The organism is Devosia yakushimensis, from assembly GCF_030159855.1.
GTDB lineage: Bacteria > Pseudomonadota > Alphaproteobacteria > Rhizobiales > Devosiaceae > Devosia > Devosia yakushimensis.
In genome coordinates this window covers 1,375,186-1,394,628 of the sequence record NZ_BSNG01000001.1, presented here as the reverse complement: position 1 = coordinate 1,394,628, position 19,443 = coordinate 1,375,186, and the positions used below count along the sequence as shown (strand labels likewise).

Below are 19,443 nucleotides of genomic sequence, written 5' to 3'. Positions count from 1 at the left end.
GCAAGTAGGAAGGGAAGACGGTGGCAGCGCCCCATCCCCCAGTGGCCCACCTCCCCCAAAACCGCTACCCTGCCCCAACTGACTCGGAGGCCACACCCATTCTCGCATACACGATCCGCCGCTCGGTCATTCTCATCGCGTCCCTGCTGATCGCGGCCGTAGTGCTGTTCGTCCTCCTGCGCCTGCTGCCCGGCGATCCCGCCAATGCCCTGCTCGGCGTCGGCGCCACCGAAGCCCAAATCGCCGCCGCCCGCAGCCAGGTCGGTTCCGATCAACCGCTCTACACCCAATTCGTCTCTTTCATCGGCAATCTCGCCCGCTTCGACCTCGGCACCTCCTTCGTCAGCCGTGCCTCCGTCATCAGCGAAATCGGCAACCGCATGTCGGTCACCCTGCCGCTGACCTTTCTCGGCTTCCTGCTGGCCCTGGCCCTCGCCATCCCCCTCGGCATCATCGCCGCCGTCCGCTCCGACCGCTGGTATGGCGGCCTGATTTCCGTGGTCTCCCAGCTCGGCATCGCCATTCCCGTCTTCTGGGTCGGTATCCTGCTGGTTACGCTTTTCGCCATCAATCTGCGCCTATTGCCCTCAGGCGGCTTCCCGCTGCGCGGCTGGACCAATTTCAGCGAAGCCGCCACCGCCATGATCCTGCCCGTCCTGACCATCGCGCTTGTCATGGCCGCCTCCGTCCTGCGCTACGTGCGCGCCGCCACCCTCGACGTCCTCGGCAGCGATTACCTGCGCACCGCCCGCGCCCTCGGCTCGTCCTTCCCGCAAGCCCTGATCCGCCACGGCCTGCACAATGGCGCCGTCCCGGTCATCTCCATTCTAGGGATCGAGCTCGCCAGCACCTTTCTCGGCGCCGTCGTCATCGAGCGCGTCTTCAGCCTCCCGGGCCTGGGCTCCATGCTCCTCCTCGCCATCCAGCAACGCGATTATCCAAACGTGCAGGGCGTGCTCTTCGTCTCCACCCTCCTCGTCCTGCTGATCGGCTTTGCCGCCGACCTACTGCAGCGCTTCATCGACCCGCGCCTGCGCGACCGGACAGTCGGCACGCCATGACCACGCTCGATCAGATCACGTCCAAGCGCCGCAACTACGGCTCCCTCACCCTTTGGGCGGGCCTGGCGCTCGTCGGCCTCCACATCGTCATCGGCCTGCTCACCCTCGTCTGGGCGCCCTACGACCCCACCGGCATGAGCGGCGGGCGCCTGGAAGCCCCATCCTGGCTGCATTGGGCTGGCACCGACCGGCTCGGCCGCGATTTCCTCACCCAGATCATGATCGGCTCGCGCATCGCCCTCATCGTGGGCACCGGCGCCGTCGCCATCGGCGCGGCTCTCGGTGTCACCCTGGGCATTCTCGCCGCCTTCGCCAGCAAACTGCTCGACGACGCCCTCGCCGCCACCCTCGATATTCTCATCGCCTTCCCCACCCTGCTCATTGCCATGCTGGTGGTCGCCGCCAGCGACACGGCAAACCTGGCCTCCGCCATCATCGCCATCGGCATTGCGCTGTCGGCCATCGTCGCCCGCCTCACCCGCATTCTCGCCAAACGCGTCCTGCTGATGGATTACATCACCGCCGCCCGCACCTCCGGCTCGTCCTGGCCCGCCATCGTCTTCGGCCATATCCTGCCCAATATCTGGCCGACCCTGGCGGTCAGTTTCGCGCTGCAATTCGGCCTCGCCGTCATCGCCGAAGCATCCTTGTCCTATCTCGGCCTCGGCGCGCCGCCGCCCAACGCCTCCTGGGGCCGCCTGCTGCAGGAAGCCCAGGGCACAGTCTACACCGCCCCCATCGGCGCCATCGCCCCCGGCATTGCGCTGGTCTCGCTGGTGATCGGCATCAACCTCCTCGCCGATGGCCTGCGCGACAGCATCGACCCCACAAGGCGCGCCCGATGACCGCTCTCCTCGCCATCACCGGCCTCACCCTCGAAACCGCTGATACTACGCTGGTCAACAACCTCAACCTGACCATCGCCCCCGGCGAACGGCTGGGCCTGATTGGCGAATCCGGCTCCGGCAAATCCCTCACCGCCATGGCCGCCACCGGCCTCTTGCCCCCCAGCATCAAAGCCAGCGGCTCCATCACCCTCGCCGGCCAGCAAGTCATCGGCACCCCCGACCACCAGCTCAATCACCTGCGCGGCACCGCCGTCGCCGTGGTCTTCCAGGAACCGCTAACCGCCCTCGATCCGCTCATGCGCATCGGCCGCCAGATCGCCGAGCCTCTGCAACGCCGCGCCGCCCGCGACGGCATCCCGCTCTCCGGCCCCGCCCTCGACAAAGCCATTCTTGGCCTCATGGCCGATGTCGCCCTGCCCGATCCCCAGCGCATCGCCCACGCCTATCCGCACGAAATCTCCGGCGGCCAGCGCCAGCGCGTCGCTATCGCCATGGCCCTGGCCTGCCGCCCCGATCTGCTGATTGCCGACGAACCCACCACCGCGCTCGATGTCACCACCCAGGCCGAAATCCTGCGCCTGCTCGATAGCCTCGTCCGCCAGCGCAACATGGCCCTGCTGTTCATCAGCCACGATCTCCCCGTCGTCGCCGGCATAGTCGATCGCGTCGCTGTACTCCGCCGTGGCGTCATCGTTGAAACCGGCCCCGTCGCCGAAATCTTCGCCCGCCCGCAACACGATTACACCGCCACCCTCGTCGCCGCCGCCCACGCCTTCGACGCCGCCCTGGGAGCCCAACCATGAGCCTCCTCAGCGTCCAGGACGTCACCTTCGGCTACACTGCCAGCAAACGCGTACTCGACGGCGTCTCCCTTACCATCGAGCCCGGCGACAGTATTGGCCTCGTCGGGGAATCCGGCTCCGGCAAAACCACCCTGCTGCGCCTACTGCTCGGCCTCACCCGCCCCTCCAGCGGCTCCATCACCTTCAACGGCACCCCGCTCGATCCGCGCAACCCCCGCTTCATGCGCGATTATCGCCGCCAGGTGCAGGTGGTCTTTCAAGACCCCTATTCCTCCCTCGATCCGCGCCAGACCGTGCTCTCCATCGTCTCCGAACCCCTGCGCGCGCTGTGCATCCCCGGCGACCACCGCCAGATGGTGTCCGACGCCCTCGCCTCGGTCGGCCTCGAACGCAATATCCTTGGCCGTTACCCCCACGAATTCTCCGGCGGCCAGCGCCAGCGCATCGCCATCGCCCGCGCCATCGTCGCCGGCCCCAGCCTCCTCTTGGCCGACGAAGCCGTCAGCGCGCTCGATCTCTCCACCCGCATCCGCATCGTCGATCTGCTCAAAAGCCTCAGCGAGCAGATGACCTTGGTCTTCGTCTCGCACGATCTGGGCGTCGTCGCCACCCTCTGCCAAAAGATCGTTATCCTCGAAAAAGGCCGGATCGTGGAAGCCGGCGCCACCGCCTCTATTCTTGCCAATCCGCAACACCCATATACGCAGCGGCTGCTCAACAGCGTGCCGCGCATGCCTGCCTGAAGGAACGCAAAATGTCCGATTATCTCACCGCCCTCGACGCCTGGAAGGCCAAGCGCCTCGCCAATCTCACCGCTGCCGATGGCTGGCTCAACATTATCGGCCGCTTCTGGCTCGCCGAAGGCACGGTCACAGTCGGCACCGCTGCGGATAACGACATCGTCCTCTCCGCCGGCCCCGCCCATGTCGGCGCCATCACGCAAGCCCCCGACGGCAAGGTCACCTATACCCCTGCTGATGGCGGCGCGCCCCAAGCCATCAAGCTCGACAAGCACCATCCCCCGCGCTTCACCGCGGGCTCCCTGCTGCTCGAAATCACCACGCTCAACGGCGAAAACGCCCTGCGCATCCGCGACACCGCCTCGCCCGAGCCCGCCCGCTTCCCCGGCATCGATTATTTCCCGGCCCAGCCCGAATGGCGCATCGTGGCCGATTGGGTGCCCTTTGCCACCCCCAAGGGCATGACGGTGGACACCACCAAATCCATCCCCACCGATATCGAGGCCACCCACAAGGCCGTCTTCACCCATGACGGCAAAACCTACGAGCTGATCGCCACCCACGGCACCCCGCAATCCCCCCAATTCGTGCTGCGCGACCCGACCTCCAAGGATTCCACCTACCCCGCCTCGCGCTTCCTCTATGGCGAAGACGTCACCGACAAAACCATCGTCCTCGACTTCAACAAAGCCATCAACCCACCCTGCGCCTTCACCGAACACGCCGTCTGCCCATTGCCGCCGCCGGAAAATGTTCTGCCCTTCCGCATCGAAGCCGGCGAAAAGCGGTTGAAGGACAGCCACTAGCGGAGAGCCCCAATCCCAGCTTTTTCGTCTACGCGAAAAAGCAGACCTCCCTCCCCCTAGAGGGGAGGGATTGAGGGTGGGGGTGCTGCGCCCAGCACCGACACCAATGCAGGCCAACCCACGGTGTCATTCCCGCGAAAGCGGGAACCTCCGTTTGGGATACAAAGAAAGAAAACAGGAGTTCCCGCTTTCGGGGGAATGACCGGCGGTTCGTTCAATGCTCAGGGATTCCCCAAAATCCCCCGCGCCCGCGCAATCACCGGCGCATCCACCATCCTCCCATCCACCACAAACGCGCCCTCATCCCGCGCCGCGGCCTCAACCACCCGCCGCGCCCAATCCAGCTCCGCTGCACTCGGCGCAAACGCCGCATTCAGCACCGCCACCACCGACGGATGCACACAACTGGCCCCATCAAACCCATGCATCCGCGCCTCGCGCGCCGCCTCGGCCAATGCTTCCGTATCCGCATAATCCGCCGTAGACGGCAGCAGCCCAAACGACAGCCGCCCCTCGGCCTTGGCCGCGTAATGCACCATCAGCTTGGGAAATTTCAGCACCTCCGGCACCGGCTGCGCCCCCAGCAAAAATGCCAGGTCCTCCCCGCCAACGCTCAGCGCAAGCACCCGCGCCGCCCGCGCGATTCCCCGCGCCTCGAGCACCGCCGCCGGGCTCTCAATCAGCGGCACAAAAGTCAGCTCATCCCGCCGCAGCGACACTTCCAGCGGATGCAGCCGCGCCGCCAACTCGCGTAGCGTCTCGGGGTCCTCCACCTTGGGCACGTAAAGCCCGAATGCCCCCGCCCGGCACGCCGCTTCCGCGTCCTCAAGCATCAGCGCCGGATCAGCATTGATCCGCACAAACACCTTGGCGCCATTCCGTCCCACCGCAGGCACCGCCTCAGCCAGCCGCGCCCGCGCGTCGGCCTTGTCAGCCGCCACCACAGCGTCCTCGAGGTCCAAAATAATCGCATCGGCCCCACGCTCATGTGCCTTGGCGATAAACCGCTCCGAACTCGCCGGCACATAGAGCAACGAGCGGATCATGCCCCCGTCTCCATCGCCGCCGCGATCTGCCCAGCGTCAAGCCCGGCCTCGCCCAACACCTCGCGCGTATGCTCACCCAGCCCCGGCGCCGGCCGCCGCCACACCCCTGGCGTACCCGACATGCGCGGCACGATGTCATGCATCGGCAGCGTACCGAATTCTGCATCCTCGACATCAACGATGATTTCGCGCTCATCGAAATGCGGGTCCGCCATAGCATCGGCAATATTGAAGATCGGGCCCACGGTCGCCCCCGATTTGCGCATGATATCAAGCGCATCCCCGCTGTGGCGCCCAGCAAACCACCCGCCAATCGCCTCGTCCACCAGCGCCCGGTTCCTCACCCGGTCCGAATTACTGGCAAAGCGCGGATCGTCATTCATGTCCCCGCGCCCGATAATCTCGAAAATCCGCCGCGCCACAGCCGGCGTCGAACCCGACAGCGCCAGATATTTCCCATCGGCGCAGCGATAGACATTGCGCGGCGAGGCCGTATTGGACGCACTGCCCACCCGCTGCTTGATCTTGCCTGTCACCGCATGAATAGCCGCCTCCGGCCCCAACACCGAAAACATCGGCTCCAGCAGCGACAGATCAATCACCTGCCCCCGCGCCCGCCCCCGTTGCCGCGCATAAAGCGCCATGGTCGTGGCCGACGCCCCATAAATCCCCGCAATCATGTCGGCCAGCGCCAACGGCGGCAGCACCGGCTCCCGATCCGGAAATCCCGTCCGGTCGGCAAATCCGCTCATCGCCTCGACAATCGTGCCAAAGCCCGGCAATTGGGCATAAGGCCCGGTCTGCCCAAAGCCCGAAATCCGCACAATGATCAGATCAGGATTGCGCTCAAGCAACGCCTCCGGCGCCAGCCCCATGGCCTCAAGCGTCCCCGGCCGGTAATTCTCGATAAACACGTCGGCCCCACCGACCAGCGCCCACAGCGCCGCCATGGCCGGCCCATGCCGCAGATTCAACGCCACCGAACGCTTATTGCGCCCATAGGTCTTCCAGAACAGCGAATGCCCGTCATCCTTCCAGTCCCGCAACGGATCGCCATCATGCCCCTCGATCTTGATGACATCGGCCCCAAAATCCGCCAGCTGCAGGCTGAGCATATTCCCCGCCATCAACCGCGACAGATCAAGCACCCGAATGCCATCGAGCGGCCCAGTGGCGGAAGGGTCAAATGTCTTAGGCTGACCGTGCATCAGCGCAGCCGCAATCCGCTGTTCTTGTCAAAAATCAACAACCGCTCCGGATCAATCCGCAGGTGCACCTTCTCATCCGGGCTCAGCAGCGCATGGTCCCGCACCACAATGGAAATGTCCTCATCCCCAATCCGCGCCAGCACTTCCTGCGCATCCCCCGTCGGCTCGACCACCACGACCGTCGCCGGCACACCAGCCTCACCCAGCGTAATATGCTGCGGCCGCACGCCATAAACGATCTGCGTCCCCACCGGCACATCCAGCGCCGTCCCCAAGGGCAATTTCACGCCATTCTTCAGCGCCAGATCCGTGCCGCCCTGGTAAACCGCCTCAAACAGATTGATTTCGGGCGACCCAATAAAGCTCGCGACAAACAGGTTCACCGGATTGTTATAGAGTTCCAGCGGCGCTCCGGCCTGCTCGATCTTGCCACCATTCAGCACCACGATCTTGTCGGCCATGGTCATGGCCTCGGTCTGGTCATGCGTCACATAAATCGTCGTCTTGCCCAGCCGCTGATGCAGCCGCTTGATCTCGCCGCGCATCTTCACGCGCAACTTGGCATCGAGGTTCGATAGCGGCTCATCGAACAAAAACGCCCGTGGATTGCGCACGATCGCCCGCCCCATCGCCACGCGCTGCCGCTGCCCGCCCGATAGCTCGCGCGGCAACCGGTCGATCAGCTTTTCCAGCCCCAAAATCTCAGCGGCTTCATCCACCCGCTTCTTGATTTCCGCCTTGGGCACCCCGGCGAGCTTGAGCGCAAAGCTCATATTGTCGGCCACTTTCATATGCGGATAGAGCGCATAATTCTGGAACACCATGGCCAGGTCCCGCTCCTTGGCCGGCATATTGTTGACCACCTTGCCGCCAATGGTGATCTGCCCAGAGGTAATGTCCTCAAGCCCGGCAATCATGCGCAACAAAGTCGATTTCCCGCAGCCGGAAGGCCCGACCAGCACGACAAATTCGCCGTTCCCCATTTCCAGAGAAATGTCATTGAGCACGCTGACCTGGCCATAGTTCTTGCCCACATGCTTCAGTTCGATTTCAGACATTCTGGTCTCCTTCCTCTTCACCTCTCCCTTTGGGGGAGAGGTCGATGCGCAGCATCGGGTGAGGGGGCCTTTCCCCTCGTTTGCGGCCTACGCCGTCTCGACGATCTCAATCCGGCCAACGCCAATCCGCCCCGCGCTCGCAAGCCGAATACCCGTCATGCCATAAGCGTAGCTGGCGTCCTTCGCCTCAATCAGCACCTTGCCATCGACGGCAAAGCTCAGCCGATCCCCCTTGAGCGTAAACTCAAACGAATAGCTCTTGCCGGTCTCGATCTTGAACGGCGCCCGCGCCAGCACGGTGCTGCCGAAATCCTCGCGGAGGATCACCACCTCATCGCCCTCGAACCCGGCCGCATAGAACCGCCCCGTGCCCTGCACCCGCGCCGTCACCAGCTGCGAAATGCCCGACAGGCGCTGCACATCAGCGGTTACGCTCAGGTCCCGCGCATAATAATGCCCGGTCCACAGATCCGCGTCCGTCGCCGTATGTCCCTGAATGCGGTCACCCGACTTGGTCCAATGCCCCCGGTTCCAGGTGAAGCGCGTGATAGCGCCCAGTTCCTGCACTTCCCGCGCCGGCTCGATCACCGTCTTGCCCGCTCCGCCGATCTGGAAATCGGCCAGGAACAACCGCCCAAGGAACTTCAGCCGCCCGAAATACTCGATGGAGATACCCACCTCATCGATCGCCTCATCGCCTTCCGGCACCACAAAGCTGATCTCCTGCCAGCCCTCGGCCGATGGCACATGCCACGCCCCCGTCTCCTCGATGGCCCCGCTCATCGTCCGGCGGACATAGGGCGCAATCCGCAGATTGCCGTCGCCATTCCACGGATCGAGCCACACCTTGAAGCTCACAACCTGCCCGGCATCGAGCACCGGCGAGAACATCGGGCGATAGCGCTCATCGTCAAAATCGGCCCGGCGATAGAAGGGTTTCCAGAACACCCGGCCGCCCTGCCCGCGCTCCAGCCGGTCGAGCTGGATTTCCAGCGACCCGCGCGAGTCTTCGGTGTGCCGCTCCGTCCCGCCCTTGAGCGTGATCTGGTTGAACCCCTCGGTGCGGAAACCATGCGTCGCCCCCGGCAGATCGAAATCGAACCGCACGCCGCGCCGCGTCATGTCTTCCAGCCACAGCGCCGGCACATCACGCCCCGCCAATTGCAGCGCCAGCACCGTCAATTCCCGCGCAAAGCTCGGGATATCGACAATGTTGATCGAGCCCACAATGCCCGAAGCCACCAGGAAATCATTGATCGGCTTGCGATATTTGTCCCAGCCCGGCTGCAGCCCCTCGAACGTGCCGACAATCGCGCCTGCATTGCCCGCATTGCAGTCCGTATCCCAGCCCGCCATGGTCGCAATCTCGACCGTGCGCGGCAGGTCGCCCTTGCCATAAAGGATCGACATAATGGTCACGCCCGCATTGGGAATGATGTGGCAAACGCCGGGATAGCGGTCATAACCCCATTCCGCCGTCAGCATGTCGCGGCAAGCCCGCCAGTCATCGGGATTGGCCTTGTGGAAGTCAATCACTGCCTGGCAAACCCGCGCATAGGTCGAGCCTGCGTCAATGGTCGCCATCGCCGTGGCGATGATCTCGTCAATCGAGCTGGCCTCAAACGCCGCCGCGATCGCCGCCGCGCAGAACCGCGCGCCATTGAGCCCGTCGCCATCATGCGCCACCGATGCCGCCATGGCCGACATATCGGCCGCCTTCTGCGGATTGCCCGGGTTCACCCAGCCCCAGCTATCGATGAAAATCTGCCCGCCGATCTGCTCGGCCACAGTCGTCCCATTCTGCGCAATCGACCCCGACTGCGGCGCTGATATCCCAGCCCGCAGATTGCGATAGGCCGTATGCTCGGTCGAAACGCCAAACCCGCCCCACCAATACATGCCATGCTCTTCAGCGGCATAATTGAGCCACGTCTTGCCGACATCCGCCGCCGTCGCATTGAGCCCATAATCGCGCAGCGCCCGGATGAAATAGACCGGCCCATTGGTATCATCATCGGCCGCAAAGTTCTTGAAATCGCGCAGATATTGCGTCACCTCGCCATAAGTCTTCTGGATGCGCTCATAGCTCCAGATGGTCGGCTCCACGGGCGCGCCCAGGCGCACGCCAATGGCCTTGCCGATAAAGCCGGCATAGATTTTTTCAAGGATTTGGATTTCAGAGAGCATCGGAAAGTCTTTCAAACAAGAGTAAGGCGGGCGCGCTGGCGCGATTCGGCGGCTTGGTGGTCGGCGGTCAGAATGGTCTTGGCCACCGCGGTAAAGGCATCGGCCGATGCAGTCAGATCGAGCCGATTGGCGCTATCGAGCAGCGCCCGGTCTTCGGGCAGAATGACGCTTTCACCATGCAGCGCCCCCAGGATCGCCCCGGCCATCACGCCGATGGAATCCGTATCCCGCCCCGAATTGATCCCGTCCTCGATCGACACCCGGAACGCCCCGTCATTGAGTAGGCAAAAGCCCAGCGCCAGCGGCAGCTCCTCGATCGCATTGAGCCGCGACGGCCGATAGGCATCGCTCAGCCGCCCCACCCGCTCGGGGCTGTGGTTCACATCGTCCCCCATGGGCGAATATTTGGCGATGGCCGCATGAAACGCGTCGCACACTGCCTCGTGGCTCGCCCCGGTGCCGCGCAAGTCCCGCGCAATCCCGGCAATCTCCACAATGGCGTTGCGCGTTCCGTCCTTGGCCACACCAATCGCCGCCTCGACAATGGCCTCAATGCTGGTATCAGGCACGAAAGCCGCCGCCACTGCCGCCGCCATCACTCCGGCCGCTTCCAGCCCAAAACTCTCCTGATGCCCCGCGGCAAAGCCAATCGCCTCGTCATAGGCGGCCTTGGGATCGGCCGCATGCACCACGCCAATCGGCGCGATATACATAGCCGCCCCACAATTCACCATGTTCCCGATCCCGCCCTGGCGCGGGTCGCACGAACTCAGCTGATGCCGCTGAAAAATCCACTTCTCAGGATAAAACAGCCGGTCGATCAACATCGCCTCACGCTGCAATTCCGGCACCCAGCGCGGCTTCCAGGCAATCTCCCGCACCATGCCGTCCGCCATGTCCCAGGCATCCAGATGCCGCTTGGTATCGCCATAGATATCCATCAGCGCCAGCGTCATCAGCGTGTCGTCGGTGACAATGCCGTCCCCACGCACCCGATGATTACGCGCCTCGGGCGCCCAATCCATCTTGTGCCAGCGCGTCTTGAGCGAGGTCACGCGGCCATAGCGCTGGCGAATATCGGCCGCCGACAGCTTCTCCACCGGCGCGCCAAGCGCATCGCCCAGGGCAATGCCGTGCAACATGGCGCGGACCCGACCGCGAAGGGAATTTGGCATTCTCATTCGACTTTCACTTTTGACCAAACGACCCCCACCCCGGCCCTCCCCTCAAGGGGGAGGGAGTGCCTGCAACGACACCGTATTTGCGGCTCCGTTGCTTCCCTCCCCCTTGAGGGGAGGGATCGAGGGGTGGGGGTCCCTGTGTCGTTACTCAATCGCCTACTTCAACACAGTCCGCGCATACTCATTCAGCCGGCTCCCGCCCGCCGCTTCCCACTCCGCGACATAGGCGGGCCACTGGTCCATCCCGGCTTCCCCGGAAATGAACTTGTAGACCCAAGCCCGATAGACGCTCTCGGTCGCATCCAGGTCCGCCGCATAGTCAGCGGGGAACACAAACGCATTGTCCGGCTTGAAATTGTCCGACACCTGCTTCAGCGAGGCCTGCGCGGCCGTGCTCATCCAGGGGGTCGGCGGCGTCCAATTGGCGGAGGCAAAGAACCGCGCATACCAGGTCGCGATCTTGTCGGTCATCGTGTAGGTGTCGCCCGACTTGGTATATTCCTCGCCTTCAAAGCCGAGGCGGTCGAGCAATTGGCCTTCCGGGCTCGCCATGAAGTCGAGCAGCGCCATCACCGTCTCCTTGTGCTCGGAGAGCGACGACATGGCAAAGCCACGCGCTTCCTTGGACACGTCGATGGCCTGATTGCCCTGCCCTGCCGGTCCGCCGGGAGGGGCGAGCAGCACGAGCTCGGTGCCCGGATGCACCTGGCGCATCTTGCCGCCATAAATGTCGATGACCTCAGCCGACGACCCAAAGATCACGCCGGCCCGGCCGGTATAGAACTTGTCCTCCTTCACATCGAATTTGGACGTGATGTATTCGGGGTCGAACAGGCCCTGCTCGCGCAGCGAAGCGTAGAAAGCGATCTTGTCGCGTTCCTGGGTCGTGATGCGGGCATTGACCCACTCGCCGGCCTCATTCTTCATCCAGCTTCCGGTCACGCCAAAAGCCTGGTTGAAGATGGAATCCAGCTCATTGGTATTGTCAGCCGTGGTCACGCCATAGGTATTGGCCACCCCGTCGCCGTCGAAGTCGCCATCCTTGATGGCCGTGAACAGCGCGACATAGTCCTCGACCGTCTGCGGCGCCGGCAGGCCTGACTTTTCCAGCCAATCCTTGCGGATCACCGGCTGCGGCATCCGCGGCGGATAGACGTAAAGCAGGTAGGGGTAATTGGCCAACCGCTCCGCATTATGCGGATAAAGCGCGGCCTTGAGATTCGGCGATTTCTCGATCCAGGGCGTCAGGTCTTCGAGAATCCCCTGCTCCACCATCTTGGCATCGCCACCCTGGAAATAGATCAGGTCCGGAATATCGCCCGAGAGCAGCATGACGCTCAGCGCATCGGCATAGCCGGAGCTGGGCAGATCAACGATCTGAATATCGATCTCGGTGCCCTTGGCTGCCATCGCCGCCTCGATCCGCTCGATATGCTTCACATCGGGCGGATTGGTCGACACCAGATCCTTGCTGACCATCCGGATCACCACCGGCTCGGCAAATGCCGGCGCCATGGCAAAAGCCAGCGCAGTCGTCGCCAGCAGCAGTTTCCTCATAAGCATTGCAGTCTCCTCCTAGTGTTTTGGTTGTTAGATGTTTGGGCCGACGGATCCGTCTATTTTCACGGTGTCATTCCCGCGAAAGCGGGAACCTCCGTTTCCGGTATCCGAAGCAAGAAAACAGGGGTTCCCGCTTTCGCGGGAATGACTCCGCAGAAGGGGATTGGCGCGTGGTGGTGACGAAAAGTCATCCCTTCAACGCCCCCGACATCGTCCCCTTGGTGAAGAACTTCAAAATCAGCGGGTAAATCACCAGGATCGGCACAATGGTCAGAATGATCATTCCGGCCTTGAGCGCCCGCAGGTCGATCTGGCTGGCCCCGGTGTAATTATTGGCCGCGTCCACCCCGACAATGGCCAGCTTGTCTCCGCCAATCACGAATTGCCGGAGCACCACCTGCAGCGGCCACTTGCCCTGGTCGGTGATGTAGATCATCGCCCGGAAAAACTCGTTCCAGTGGAAGACGATGTAGAACAGGGTGATCGTCGCCAGCGCCGGCTTGGCCAGCGGCAGCACCACATACCAAAAGGTCTGGAACGCGTTGGAGCCGTCCAGCTCGGCCGCATCGAGCAATTCCTGCGGAATTTCCTCGAAGAACCGGATCAGGATGATCAGATACCAGGCATTGACCAGCTTGAAGAGGATCACCGACCAATAGCTATCCAGCAGCCCCAGCCGCTTGTTGACGAAATAGTCCGGGATAATGCCGGGGTCGAACACGATGGTGACCAGCACCATGATGAACAATATCCGCCGCCCCGGCAGGCCCGGCCGCGACAGCCCCCAGGCCATCAGCGCGGTGAAAATGATATTGAGCAGCGTGCCAACCCCGGTGATCAGGATCGAATTGAGCAACCCGGCCCGCACATTGGGGTGGTTGATCAACAGGCTCCACACATCGAACGATAGCCCGCGCGGCAGCACTTCCATGCCGCTCATCCCCGGCAGCTTGGCCGGATCAGACAGCGACACCGCCAGTAGATTCAGCAGCGGCTGCACTGTCACCACCACCAGCAACAGCAGTGTCGAAACGATGATCGCATATTCCACGCGCTCGAGCGGGGTGCGGCGATTATTGGCGGCCATCACCAGACTCCCTTGCCAGTCAGTCGTTTGGAAAACAGATGCGCCAGCAGGATCAGCAACATGCCCAGCACGGCCTTGAACAGGCCCGCCGCCGTCGCCAGCGAGTATTCCCCGGTCTGCAAGCCGATGCGGTAGACATAGGTGTCAACGATATCGATCTGGCTGCGCACCACGTCGTTGGAGAAGTTGATGACCTGGTTGAGGTCGGCGCTGAGGAACATGCCGGCATTGAGAATGAACAGCGTGGCAATGGTCGGCACGATCCCCGGAATGGTCACATAAAGGATCTTCTGCCAGCGATTGGCCCCGTCCATCTCAGCCGCGTCATACAGCGCCTGATCGATCGCGATGATCGCCGCCAGATAGAGCAGGCTATCCCACCCCGCCGAGCGCCACATTTCCGAAAACACCAGCACCCAGCGGATCGCGCCGGTATCGGTCATGTAGGATTTCGGCTGCCCGCCAAAGAACCCGGTAATGTCGTTGACCACGCCATTGCTCGGCGACAGCGCCGCAATGAACACGCCCGCGATCACCACCCAGCTCAAAAAGTGCGGCAGATACACCGCCGACTGGATGAACTTGCGTAGCGAGCCGCTCCGCACCTCGTTCAACATCAGCGCCACGATGATCGGCACCGGAAACACGAAGGCCATTTTCATGCCGGAAATGATGAGCGTATTGACCAGCACCTGCCAGAACACCGGCGAGGTGAACAGCACCTGGAAATGCTTGATGCCGACCCAGATATTGGGCGGAATGATCCGCACCTGCTCAAACGCAATCTTGGCTTCCCAGATCGGCAGATAGTGGAACAGCACGAAGAAAATGATGCCCGGCGCCATCATGGCGTAATAGGGCCACCATTGCCGCACTTTGGCGCCGAAATTTGCTGTCGAGGGTAACAGTCTGTTAGCCGATTCAGCTACGGGAACGTTCCCATTACTAGCCGTCGCGGCAAGCTGCTGCTCTTGTCGTGCAACCATAATCAGACCCTCCCTGCCCCCGTCGCAGCGCGCTTCGGGGTTGGCACCGACAGATCGGCGAGTGAACCTCGCTCTATCAGCCGGCACGGCATATAGACCCGGCCATGTTCGGGCCGGTGTTCGATTTCGTCGAAAAGCTGCTCCACCGCCCGCACGCCGATCTCCCGGCCTGGCTTGGCAATCGTGGTCAGCCCCGGCCAGGCAAATTCGCCCGACGGAATGCCGTCAAAACCGATGATCGACACATCGGCCGGACAATTCAGCCCCGCCTCCCGCACGGCCATCATGGCACCCAGCGCCATCATGTCATTGGCCGCAAACACGCAGACATGCCCCACATGCGGCCGCTCCAGCAGCCGCCGCATCGCCTGGCGCCCGCCCTCGACAGTGTATTCGCCATCTTCCATGGCCAATATACCGGGGTCGATATCGCGCTCCACGCAATGCTCATGCACCGCCCGCAAAAACCGCGCCCGCGCCAGTCGCGACTTTGGCCCAACGATAAAGCTCGGCGCAAAATGTCCTTTGGAAACAAGATGATCCATCCCCAGGCGAACCGCCTGAGTGATATCCGAGCCAACGCTGGATATATCAGCAAACCGCTCGGCGCTCGATCCGATAAACACGAATGGCAGCCCAAAACGATGATGATCATCGAAATTATCAGCCACCGGATTGATGATCGCGCCATCCACCCGCGCCCGCCGCAGCGTGCCAACATGCGTGGCTTCCTTGGCCGCATCCCAGTCCGACGAAAAAACCAGCAGCGACGCGCCGCTCTCCGCCGCCCGGTCCTGCGCGCCACGCGCCACCTCACCCCAGAACGGATTGGTGATATCGGGAATGACCAGCCCCAGCATGCCCGAACGGCCCGAACGCATGCCCACCGCTAAGTGGTTGCGCTCATAGCCCGTCGCCGCCGCCGCGCGCAAAACCCGCTCGCGTGTCTCGTCATTGATATTGCCCGAGCCGGCAAGCGCCCGCGCCGCCGTGCTCTTGGACACGCCGGCGCGCTCTGCCACATCAATGATGGTCGGCCGTCGATTGCGGCTGCTATTCATAAACCCATCCCAAATGGCTTCTAATGGGCCATTTCATACGATGGGAACGTTACCGCGATTTGCACTCAAGTCAAATACTTTATGGCACAATCCTGGCAAACCAAAAAACGCCATTAAAATCAATGTGATGCCGGCGCCACAATCCTGCACGCACTGCTTGGCAGATTGCCTCACCGCAGATACGCGGTCAGCTTCCCACCCCGCATTCACAACAAGATGCCTAGTGCTAACACCCCAATCGTGATTTCGTCGCACCATCGCCAAAGGATTGCCGATGCTCTTTCGCAGCCTCGCCCTCGCCTCATCGATCTTGCTTGCCACCCCGGTTTTCGCCCAGGAAACCACGCCTCTGGTCGAGGTGCTGGACGATGCCCAGCGGCTCGAACCACTGGAAACCGTGATCGTCTCACTGGAGGGCGAAATCATCGCCGAGCGCGGTTATAACGGCCACCGTCTGGACGCCCCGACCAACATAAAATCGGCTTCAAAAACAATCATTTCTGCCCTAGTCGGCATCGCCATCGAACGAGGTATCCTCGAAGGCACCGACCAGACAATCGCACCAATCCTGCGCGCTGACCTCCCCTCCAATGCCAATCCCCGCATCGACGACATCACCATCGGCAATTTACTGACCATGCGGGCTGGCCTCGAACCCACCTCCGGCGTCAATTACGGCCGCTGGGTCGCCAGCGACAATTGGGTCCGCGCCGCCCTCGCCCGCCCTTTCGCCGATGATCCGGGCGCCGGCATGCTCTATTCCACCGGCTCCAGCCACCTGTTGTCAGCCATCCTCACCCAGCAAACCGGACGCTCCACCCTGGAAAATGCCCGCGAATGGCTCGGCGCGGTCCCCGGCTTCGCCATTGCCAGCTGGGATCGCGACCCGCAGGGCATCTATCTGGGCGGCAACCAGATGGCCATGAGCCCGCGATCGCTCCTGGCCTTCGGCGAACTCTACCGCAATGGCGGCCTCGCCCCCGATGGCACGCGCGTCATTTCCCAAGCCTGGATCGACCAGTCCTGGTCTCCGCACACGCGATCCATCCGCACCGGCGACAATTACGGCTATGGCTGGTTCCTGCGCAGCATCGGCGGCGAAGACACCCGCTTTGCCTGGGGTTTCGGCGGCCAGATGCTCTACATCGTACCCGCGCTGGACCTGACCGTCGTGATGACCTCGGACGAAACCACCGGCGCCGCCAATAGTGGCCACCGCGATGATCTACATGCCCTGTTAGCCGAAATCATCGCCGCCATCCGCGATGAGGAATAGAAGCTACTCGTCCTCGTCCCGCTTATGGGCATCGGCCCGCTTGTCCACTAACGCCTTCTCGGCCTCGGCTAGCGCCTTTTCGGCCTTGGTCCGACCGAACTTGACCCGGTTCTCGACCGCCTGCGCTTCCTTGGCAGCGCGGGCCTTAGCCTTGCGGGCTTTGGACAGCGAGACGATCTCCGCCATGGCCAGCCTTAGACCAACCGGCTCTGATCCATCGCCGCTGCAATGAAGCTGGCGAACAGCGGATGCGGCTCAAACGGCTTGGATTTCAACTCTGGGTGGAACTGCACGCCGATAAACCACGGGTGATCGGTGCGCTCGACAATCTCGGGCAGCTTGCCATCGGGCGACACGCCGGAGAACAGCAGGCCGTTTTTCTCGAGCAGCTTGCGATAGTCCATATTGACTTCGTAGCGGTGGCGATGACGCTCGGAAATGCGGGTGGAGCCATAAATATCGGCCACACGGCTGCCGCGCGTCAGCTGCGCCGGATAGGCGCCCAGCCGCATCGTACCGCCCAGATCGCCTTCGGAACCGCGCTTTTCGGTGTCGTTGCCCTTCACCCACTCGGTCATCATGCCAACGATCGGCTCCTTGGTCGGGCCGAATTCGGTGGACGAGGCATTCTTGATCCCAGCGGTATTGCGGGCCGCTTCGACACAAGCCATCTGCATGCCAAAGCAAATGCCGAAATAGGGCACGTCCTTGACGCGGGCAAAGCGCGCCGCCTCGATCTTGCCGGCCGAACCGCGCTCGCCGAACCCGCCGGGCACCAGAATGCCGTGCACATGTTCCAGATACGGCGCCGGATCGTCGCGCTCGAAGACCTCGCTATCGATCCACTGCAGGTTGACCTTGACCTTGTTGGCAATCCCGCCATGCGCCAGCGCTTCGCTCAGCGACTTATAGGCATCCTTGAGGCCGGTATATTTGCCCACAATGGCGATATTGACCTCGCCTTCGGGGTTGTGAAGACGACCGGAAACTTCGTCCCAGGCCGACAGATCCGGCTCGGGCGCATCGGTAATGCCGAAGGCAGCCAGGATTTCGCGATCCAGCCCTTCCTTGTGATAGGCCAACGGCACATCATAGATCGAGGCCACGTCGAGGCCCTGAATGACCGCGCTTTCGCGCACGTTACAGAACAGGGATAGCTTCTTCTTCTCGCCCTCGGGGATCGGGCGATCGCAGCGCACCAGCAGCACGTCCGGCGCGATACCGATCGAGCGCAGCTCCTTGACCGAGTGCTGGGTCGGCTTGGTCTTGAGCTCACCCGCCGAAGGAATATAGGGCATCAGCGTCAGATGCAGGTAGGCAGCGTGACCGCGCGGCAGATCGTTGCCAAGCTGGCGGATCGCCTCGAAGAACGGCAGGCCCTCGATGTCGCCGACTGTGCCGCCGATTTCGACCAGCACGAAATCGAACTCTTCATTGCCTTCGATGACGAAATTCTTGATCGCGTCGGTGACGTGGGGAATGACCTGCACCGTGGCGCCCAGATACTCGCCCTTGCGCTCCTTGGCCAGGATATCGGAATAGATGCGACCGGTGGTGATGTTATCGCGCTTATTGGCCGCCCGGCCGGTAAAGCGCTCATAATGCCCCAAATCCAGATCGGTCTCGGCGCCGTCGTCGGTGACGAACACCTCACCGTGCTGGGTGGGCGACATCGTGCCGGGGTCCACATTGAGGTAAGGATCGAGCTTGCGCAGCCGAACCTTATAACCACGCGCTTGCAGGACCGCGCCAAGCGCCGCCGATGCAAGACCTTTACCCAATGAGGAGACCACGCCTCCGGTGATGAATATGTACCGAGCCATGGGCGTTCACCTTAATCACATCGTCGTCGATTCGTAGAGTCTCTGTTGGGCTCTACACAAAAAGAAGAAGGGGATGTTTCCATCCCCCTCTGTCGTTGCGCCTTGCGGCGGTTAGTTGCTCGCCGGAGCGGCGGGCGTTTGCGTCGGCGTCGCCGCCGGAGCCTGAGGCACCGGCAGGTCGCTCGTCGCGTCAGGGGTAGTCGAAGGCTCCGCGGCAGGCGCGGCATCAGTGGCCGGAGCTACGGTGCCGATATCCTGGGTAACCGGGTCAGAGCCCGCCGGGGCCGTTGGGTCGGTCGCCGGAACCGGCAGATCCGAAGGCGCACCGCCCTGGAGGGAATTAAGGGCATCCAGCACGCTGGTCGGCGCGGCCTGATCGGTGCCCTGCACCGCACGCTCAAGAATACCCGAGGTACCGCGATCGAGTTCGCTGAGAATGGTCAGGCCGATCGCCGTCGCAAAAAAGAGGGTCGCCAGAATCGCCGTGGTCCGGGTCAAAAGGTTGGCCGAGCCGCGCGCGGTCATAAAGCCGCCGCTGCCCCCGCCAATGCCCAGCGCACCGCCCTCGGAGCGCTGCAGCAGAATGACTGCAATCAGCGCCAGGACGATCAGCAGATAGGCAACAATCAGGACGTTCGCCATCGTGTCTCAGTTTCAGGTCGTGTCAAAAGATGGCGCGTCTTACACGCCTCGTGCCGCAATTGCCAGAGGC

General features: G+C 62.7%; 18 protein-coding genes. 6 read left to right on the top strand and 12 right to left on the bottom strand.

From position 1 onward, the window contains the following. Positions 1-113: 113 nt before the first annotated feature. The 5 genes from QQL79_RS06915 to QQL79_RS06895 are packed head-to-tail and all read left to right on the top strand — an operon-like array spanning position 114 to position 4,258. The gene (locus QQL79_RS06915; RefSeq protein ID WP_284392830.1) at positions 114-1,061 is read left to right on the top strand and encodes an ABC transporter permease; all 948 of its coding nucleotides are present in this window, start codon (positions 114-116) and stop codon (positions 1,059-1,061) included. After that, positions 1,058-1,906, top strand: a complete 849-nt coding sequence (locus QQL79_RS06910; protein ID WP_284389240.1) for an ABC transporter permease — start codon at positions 1,058-1,060, stop codon at positions 1,904-1,906. The genes QQL79_RS06915 and QQL79_RS06910 overlap by 4 nt, the downstream gene beginning before the upstream one ends. Further along, on the top strand, positions 1,903-2,712 hold the full coding sequence (locus tag QQL79_RS06905) for an ATP-binding cassette domain-containing protein (RefSeq protein WP_284389238.1): 810 nt from the start codon (positions 1,903-1,905) through the stop codon (positions 2,710-2,712). Before QQL79_RS06910 ends, QQL79_RS06905 begins: the two co-directional genes overlap by 4 nt. Continuing rightward, positions 2,709-3,455 (top strand): ABC transporter ATP-binding protein, encoded by a 747-nt coding sequence (locus QQL79_RS06900; RefSeq protein WP_284389236.1) that lies wholly within the window; start codon positions 2,709-2,711, stop codon positions 3,453-3,455. Before QQL79_RS06905 ends, QQL79_RS06900 begins: the two co-directional genes overlap by 4 nt. 11 nt (positions 3,456-3,466) lie before the next feature. Further along, entirely contained in the window at positions 3,467-4,258 is a 792-nt protein-coding gene (locus tag QQL79_RS06895; RefSeq protein ID WP_284389235.1) for a DUF1684 domain-containing protein, read from the top strand. 221 nt (positions 4,259-4,479) lie between these two features. Here QQL79_RS06895 and QQL79_RS06890 read toward each other — a convergent pair whose 3' ends face one another. From QQL79_RS06890 to QQL79_RS06850, 9 genes are all read right to left on the bottom strand, one after another. Then, positions 4,480-5,304 (bottom strand): HpcH/HpaI aldolase/citrate lyase family protein, encoded by an 825-nt coding sequence (locus QQL79_RS06890; protein ID WP_284389233.1) that lies wholly within the window; start codon positions 5,302-5,304, stop codon positions 4,480-4,482. Next, on the bottom strand, positions 5,301-6,512 hold the full coding sequence (locus QQL79_RS06885) for a CaiB/BaiF CoA transferase family protein (RefSeq protein ID WP_284389231.1): 1,212 nt from the start codon (positions 6,510-6,512) through the stop codon (positions 5,301-5,303). Before QQL79_RS06885 ends, QQL79_RS06890 begins: the two co-directional genes overlap by 4 nt. Continuing rightward, the gene (locus QQL79_RS06880) at positions 6,512-7,570 is read right to left on the bottom strand and encodes an ABC transporter ATP-binding protein (RefSeq protein ID WP_284389229.1); all 1,059 of its coding nucleotides are present in this window, start codon (positions 7,568-7,570) and stop codon (positions 6,512-6,514) included. Before QQL79_RS06880 ends, QQL79_RS06885 begins: the two co-directional genes overlap by 1 nt. A gap of 87 nt (positions 7,571-7,657) precedes the next feature. Further along, positions 7,658-9,757, bottom strand: coding sequence for an ADP-ribosylglycohydrolase family protein (locus tag QQL79_RS06875; protein WP_284389227.1), 2,100 nt, complete (start codon positions 9,755-9,757; stop codon positions 7,658-7,660). A gap of 11 nt (positions 9,758-9,768) precedes the next feature. Beyond that, positions 9,769-10,932: an ADP-ribosylglycohydrolase family protein gene (locus tag QQL79_RS06870; protein ID WP_284389225.1), complete on the bottom strand. Its 1,164-nt coding sequence runs from the start codon at positions 10,930-10,932 to the stop codon at positions 9,769-9,771. 162 nt (positions 10,933-11,094) lie between these two features. Further along, positions 11,095-12,501, bottom strand: a complete 1,407-nt coding sequence (locus QQL79_RS06865) for an extracellular solute-binding protein (RefSeq protein WP_284389223.1) — start codon at positions 12,499-12,501, stop codon at positions 11,095-11,097. Positions 12,502-12,685: 184 nt separating this feature from the next. Then, positions 12,686-13,585: a carbohydrate ABC transporter permease gene (locus tag QQL79_RS06860; protein WP_284389222.1), complete on the bottom strand. Its 900-nt coding sequence runs from the start codon at positions 13,583-13,585 to the stop codon at positions 12,686-12,688. Then, positions 13,585-14,571 (bottom strand): ABC transporter permease, encoded by a 987-nt coding sequence (locus QQL79_RS06855; protein ID WP_284389219.1) that lies wholly within the window; start codon positions 14,569-14,571, stop codon positions 13,585-13,587. Before QQL79_RS06855 ends, QQL79_RS06860 begins: the two co-directional genes overlap by 1 nt. A 2-nt stretch (positions 14,572-14,573) precedes the next feature. Then, positions 14,574-15,632, bottom strand: coding sequence for a LacI family DNA-binding transcriptional regulator (locus tag QQL79_RS06850; protein ID WP_284389214.1), 1,059 nt, complete (start codon positions 15,630-15,632; stop codon positions 14,574-14,576). A 274-nt stretch (positions 15,633-15,906) separates the two neighbouring features. Between QQL79_RS06850 and QQL79_RS06845 the strand changes: the two genes are divergently transcribed. Then, the gene (locus QQL79_RS06845; RefSeq protein WP_284389212.1) at positions 15,907-16,908 is read left to right on the top strand and encodes a serine hydrolase domain-containing protein; all 1,002 of its coding nucleotides are present in this window, start codon (positions 15,907-15,909) and stop codon (positions 16,906-16,908) included. A gap of 3 nt (positions 16,909-16,911) precedes the next feature. Here QQL79_RS06845 and QQL79_RS06840 read toward each other — a convergent pair whose 3' ends face one another. From QQL79_RS06840 to secG, 3 genes are all read right to left on the bottom strand, one after another. Next, entirely contained in the window at positions 16,912-17,094 is a 183-nt protein-coding gene (locus QQL79_RS06840) for a DUF4169 family protein (protein ID WP_284389210.1), read from the bottom strand. Between the two features lie 8 nt (positions 17,095-17,102). Next, positions 17,103-18,731 (bottom strand): CTP synthase, encoded by a 1,629-nt coding sequence (pyrG, locus tag QQL79_RS06835; protein ID WP_284389206.1) that lies wholly within the window; start codon positions 18,729-18,731, stop codon positions 17,103-17,105. A 111-nt stretch (positions 18,732-18,842) separates the two neighbouring features. Next, complete coding sequence (gene secG, locus QQL79_RS06830; RefSeq protein WP_284389205.1) at positions 18,843-19,373, bottom strand: preprotein translocase subunit SecG; 531 nt, start codon at positions 19,371-19,373, stop codon at positions 18,843-18,845. Between the last annotated feature and the right edge of the window lie 70 nt (positions 19,374-19,443).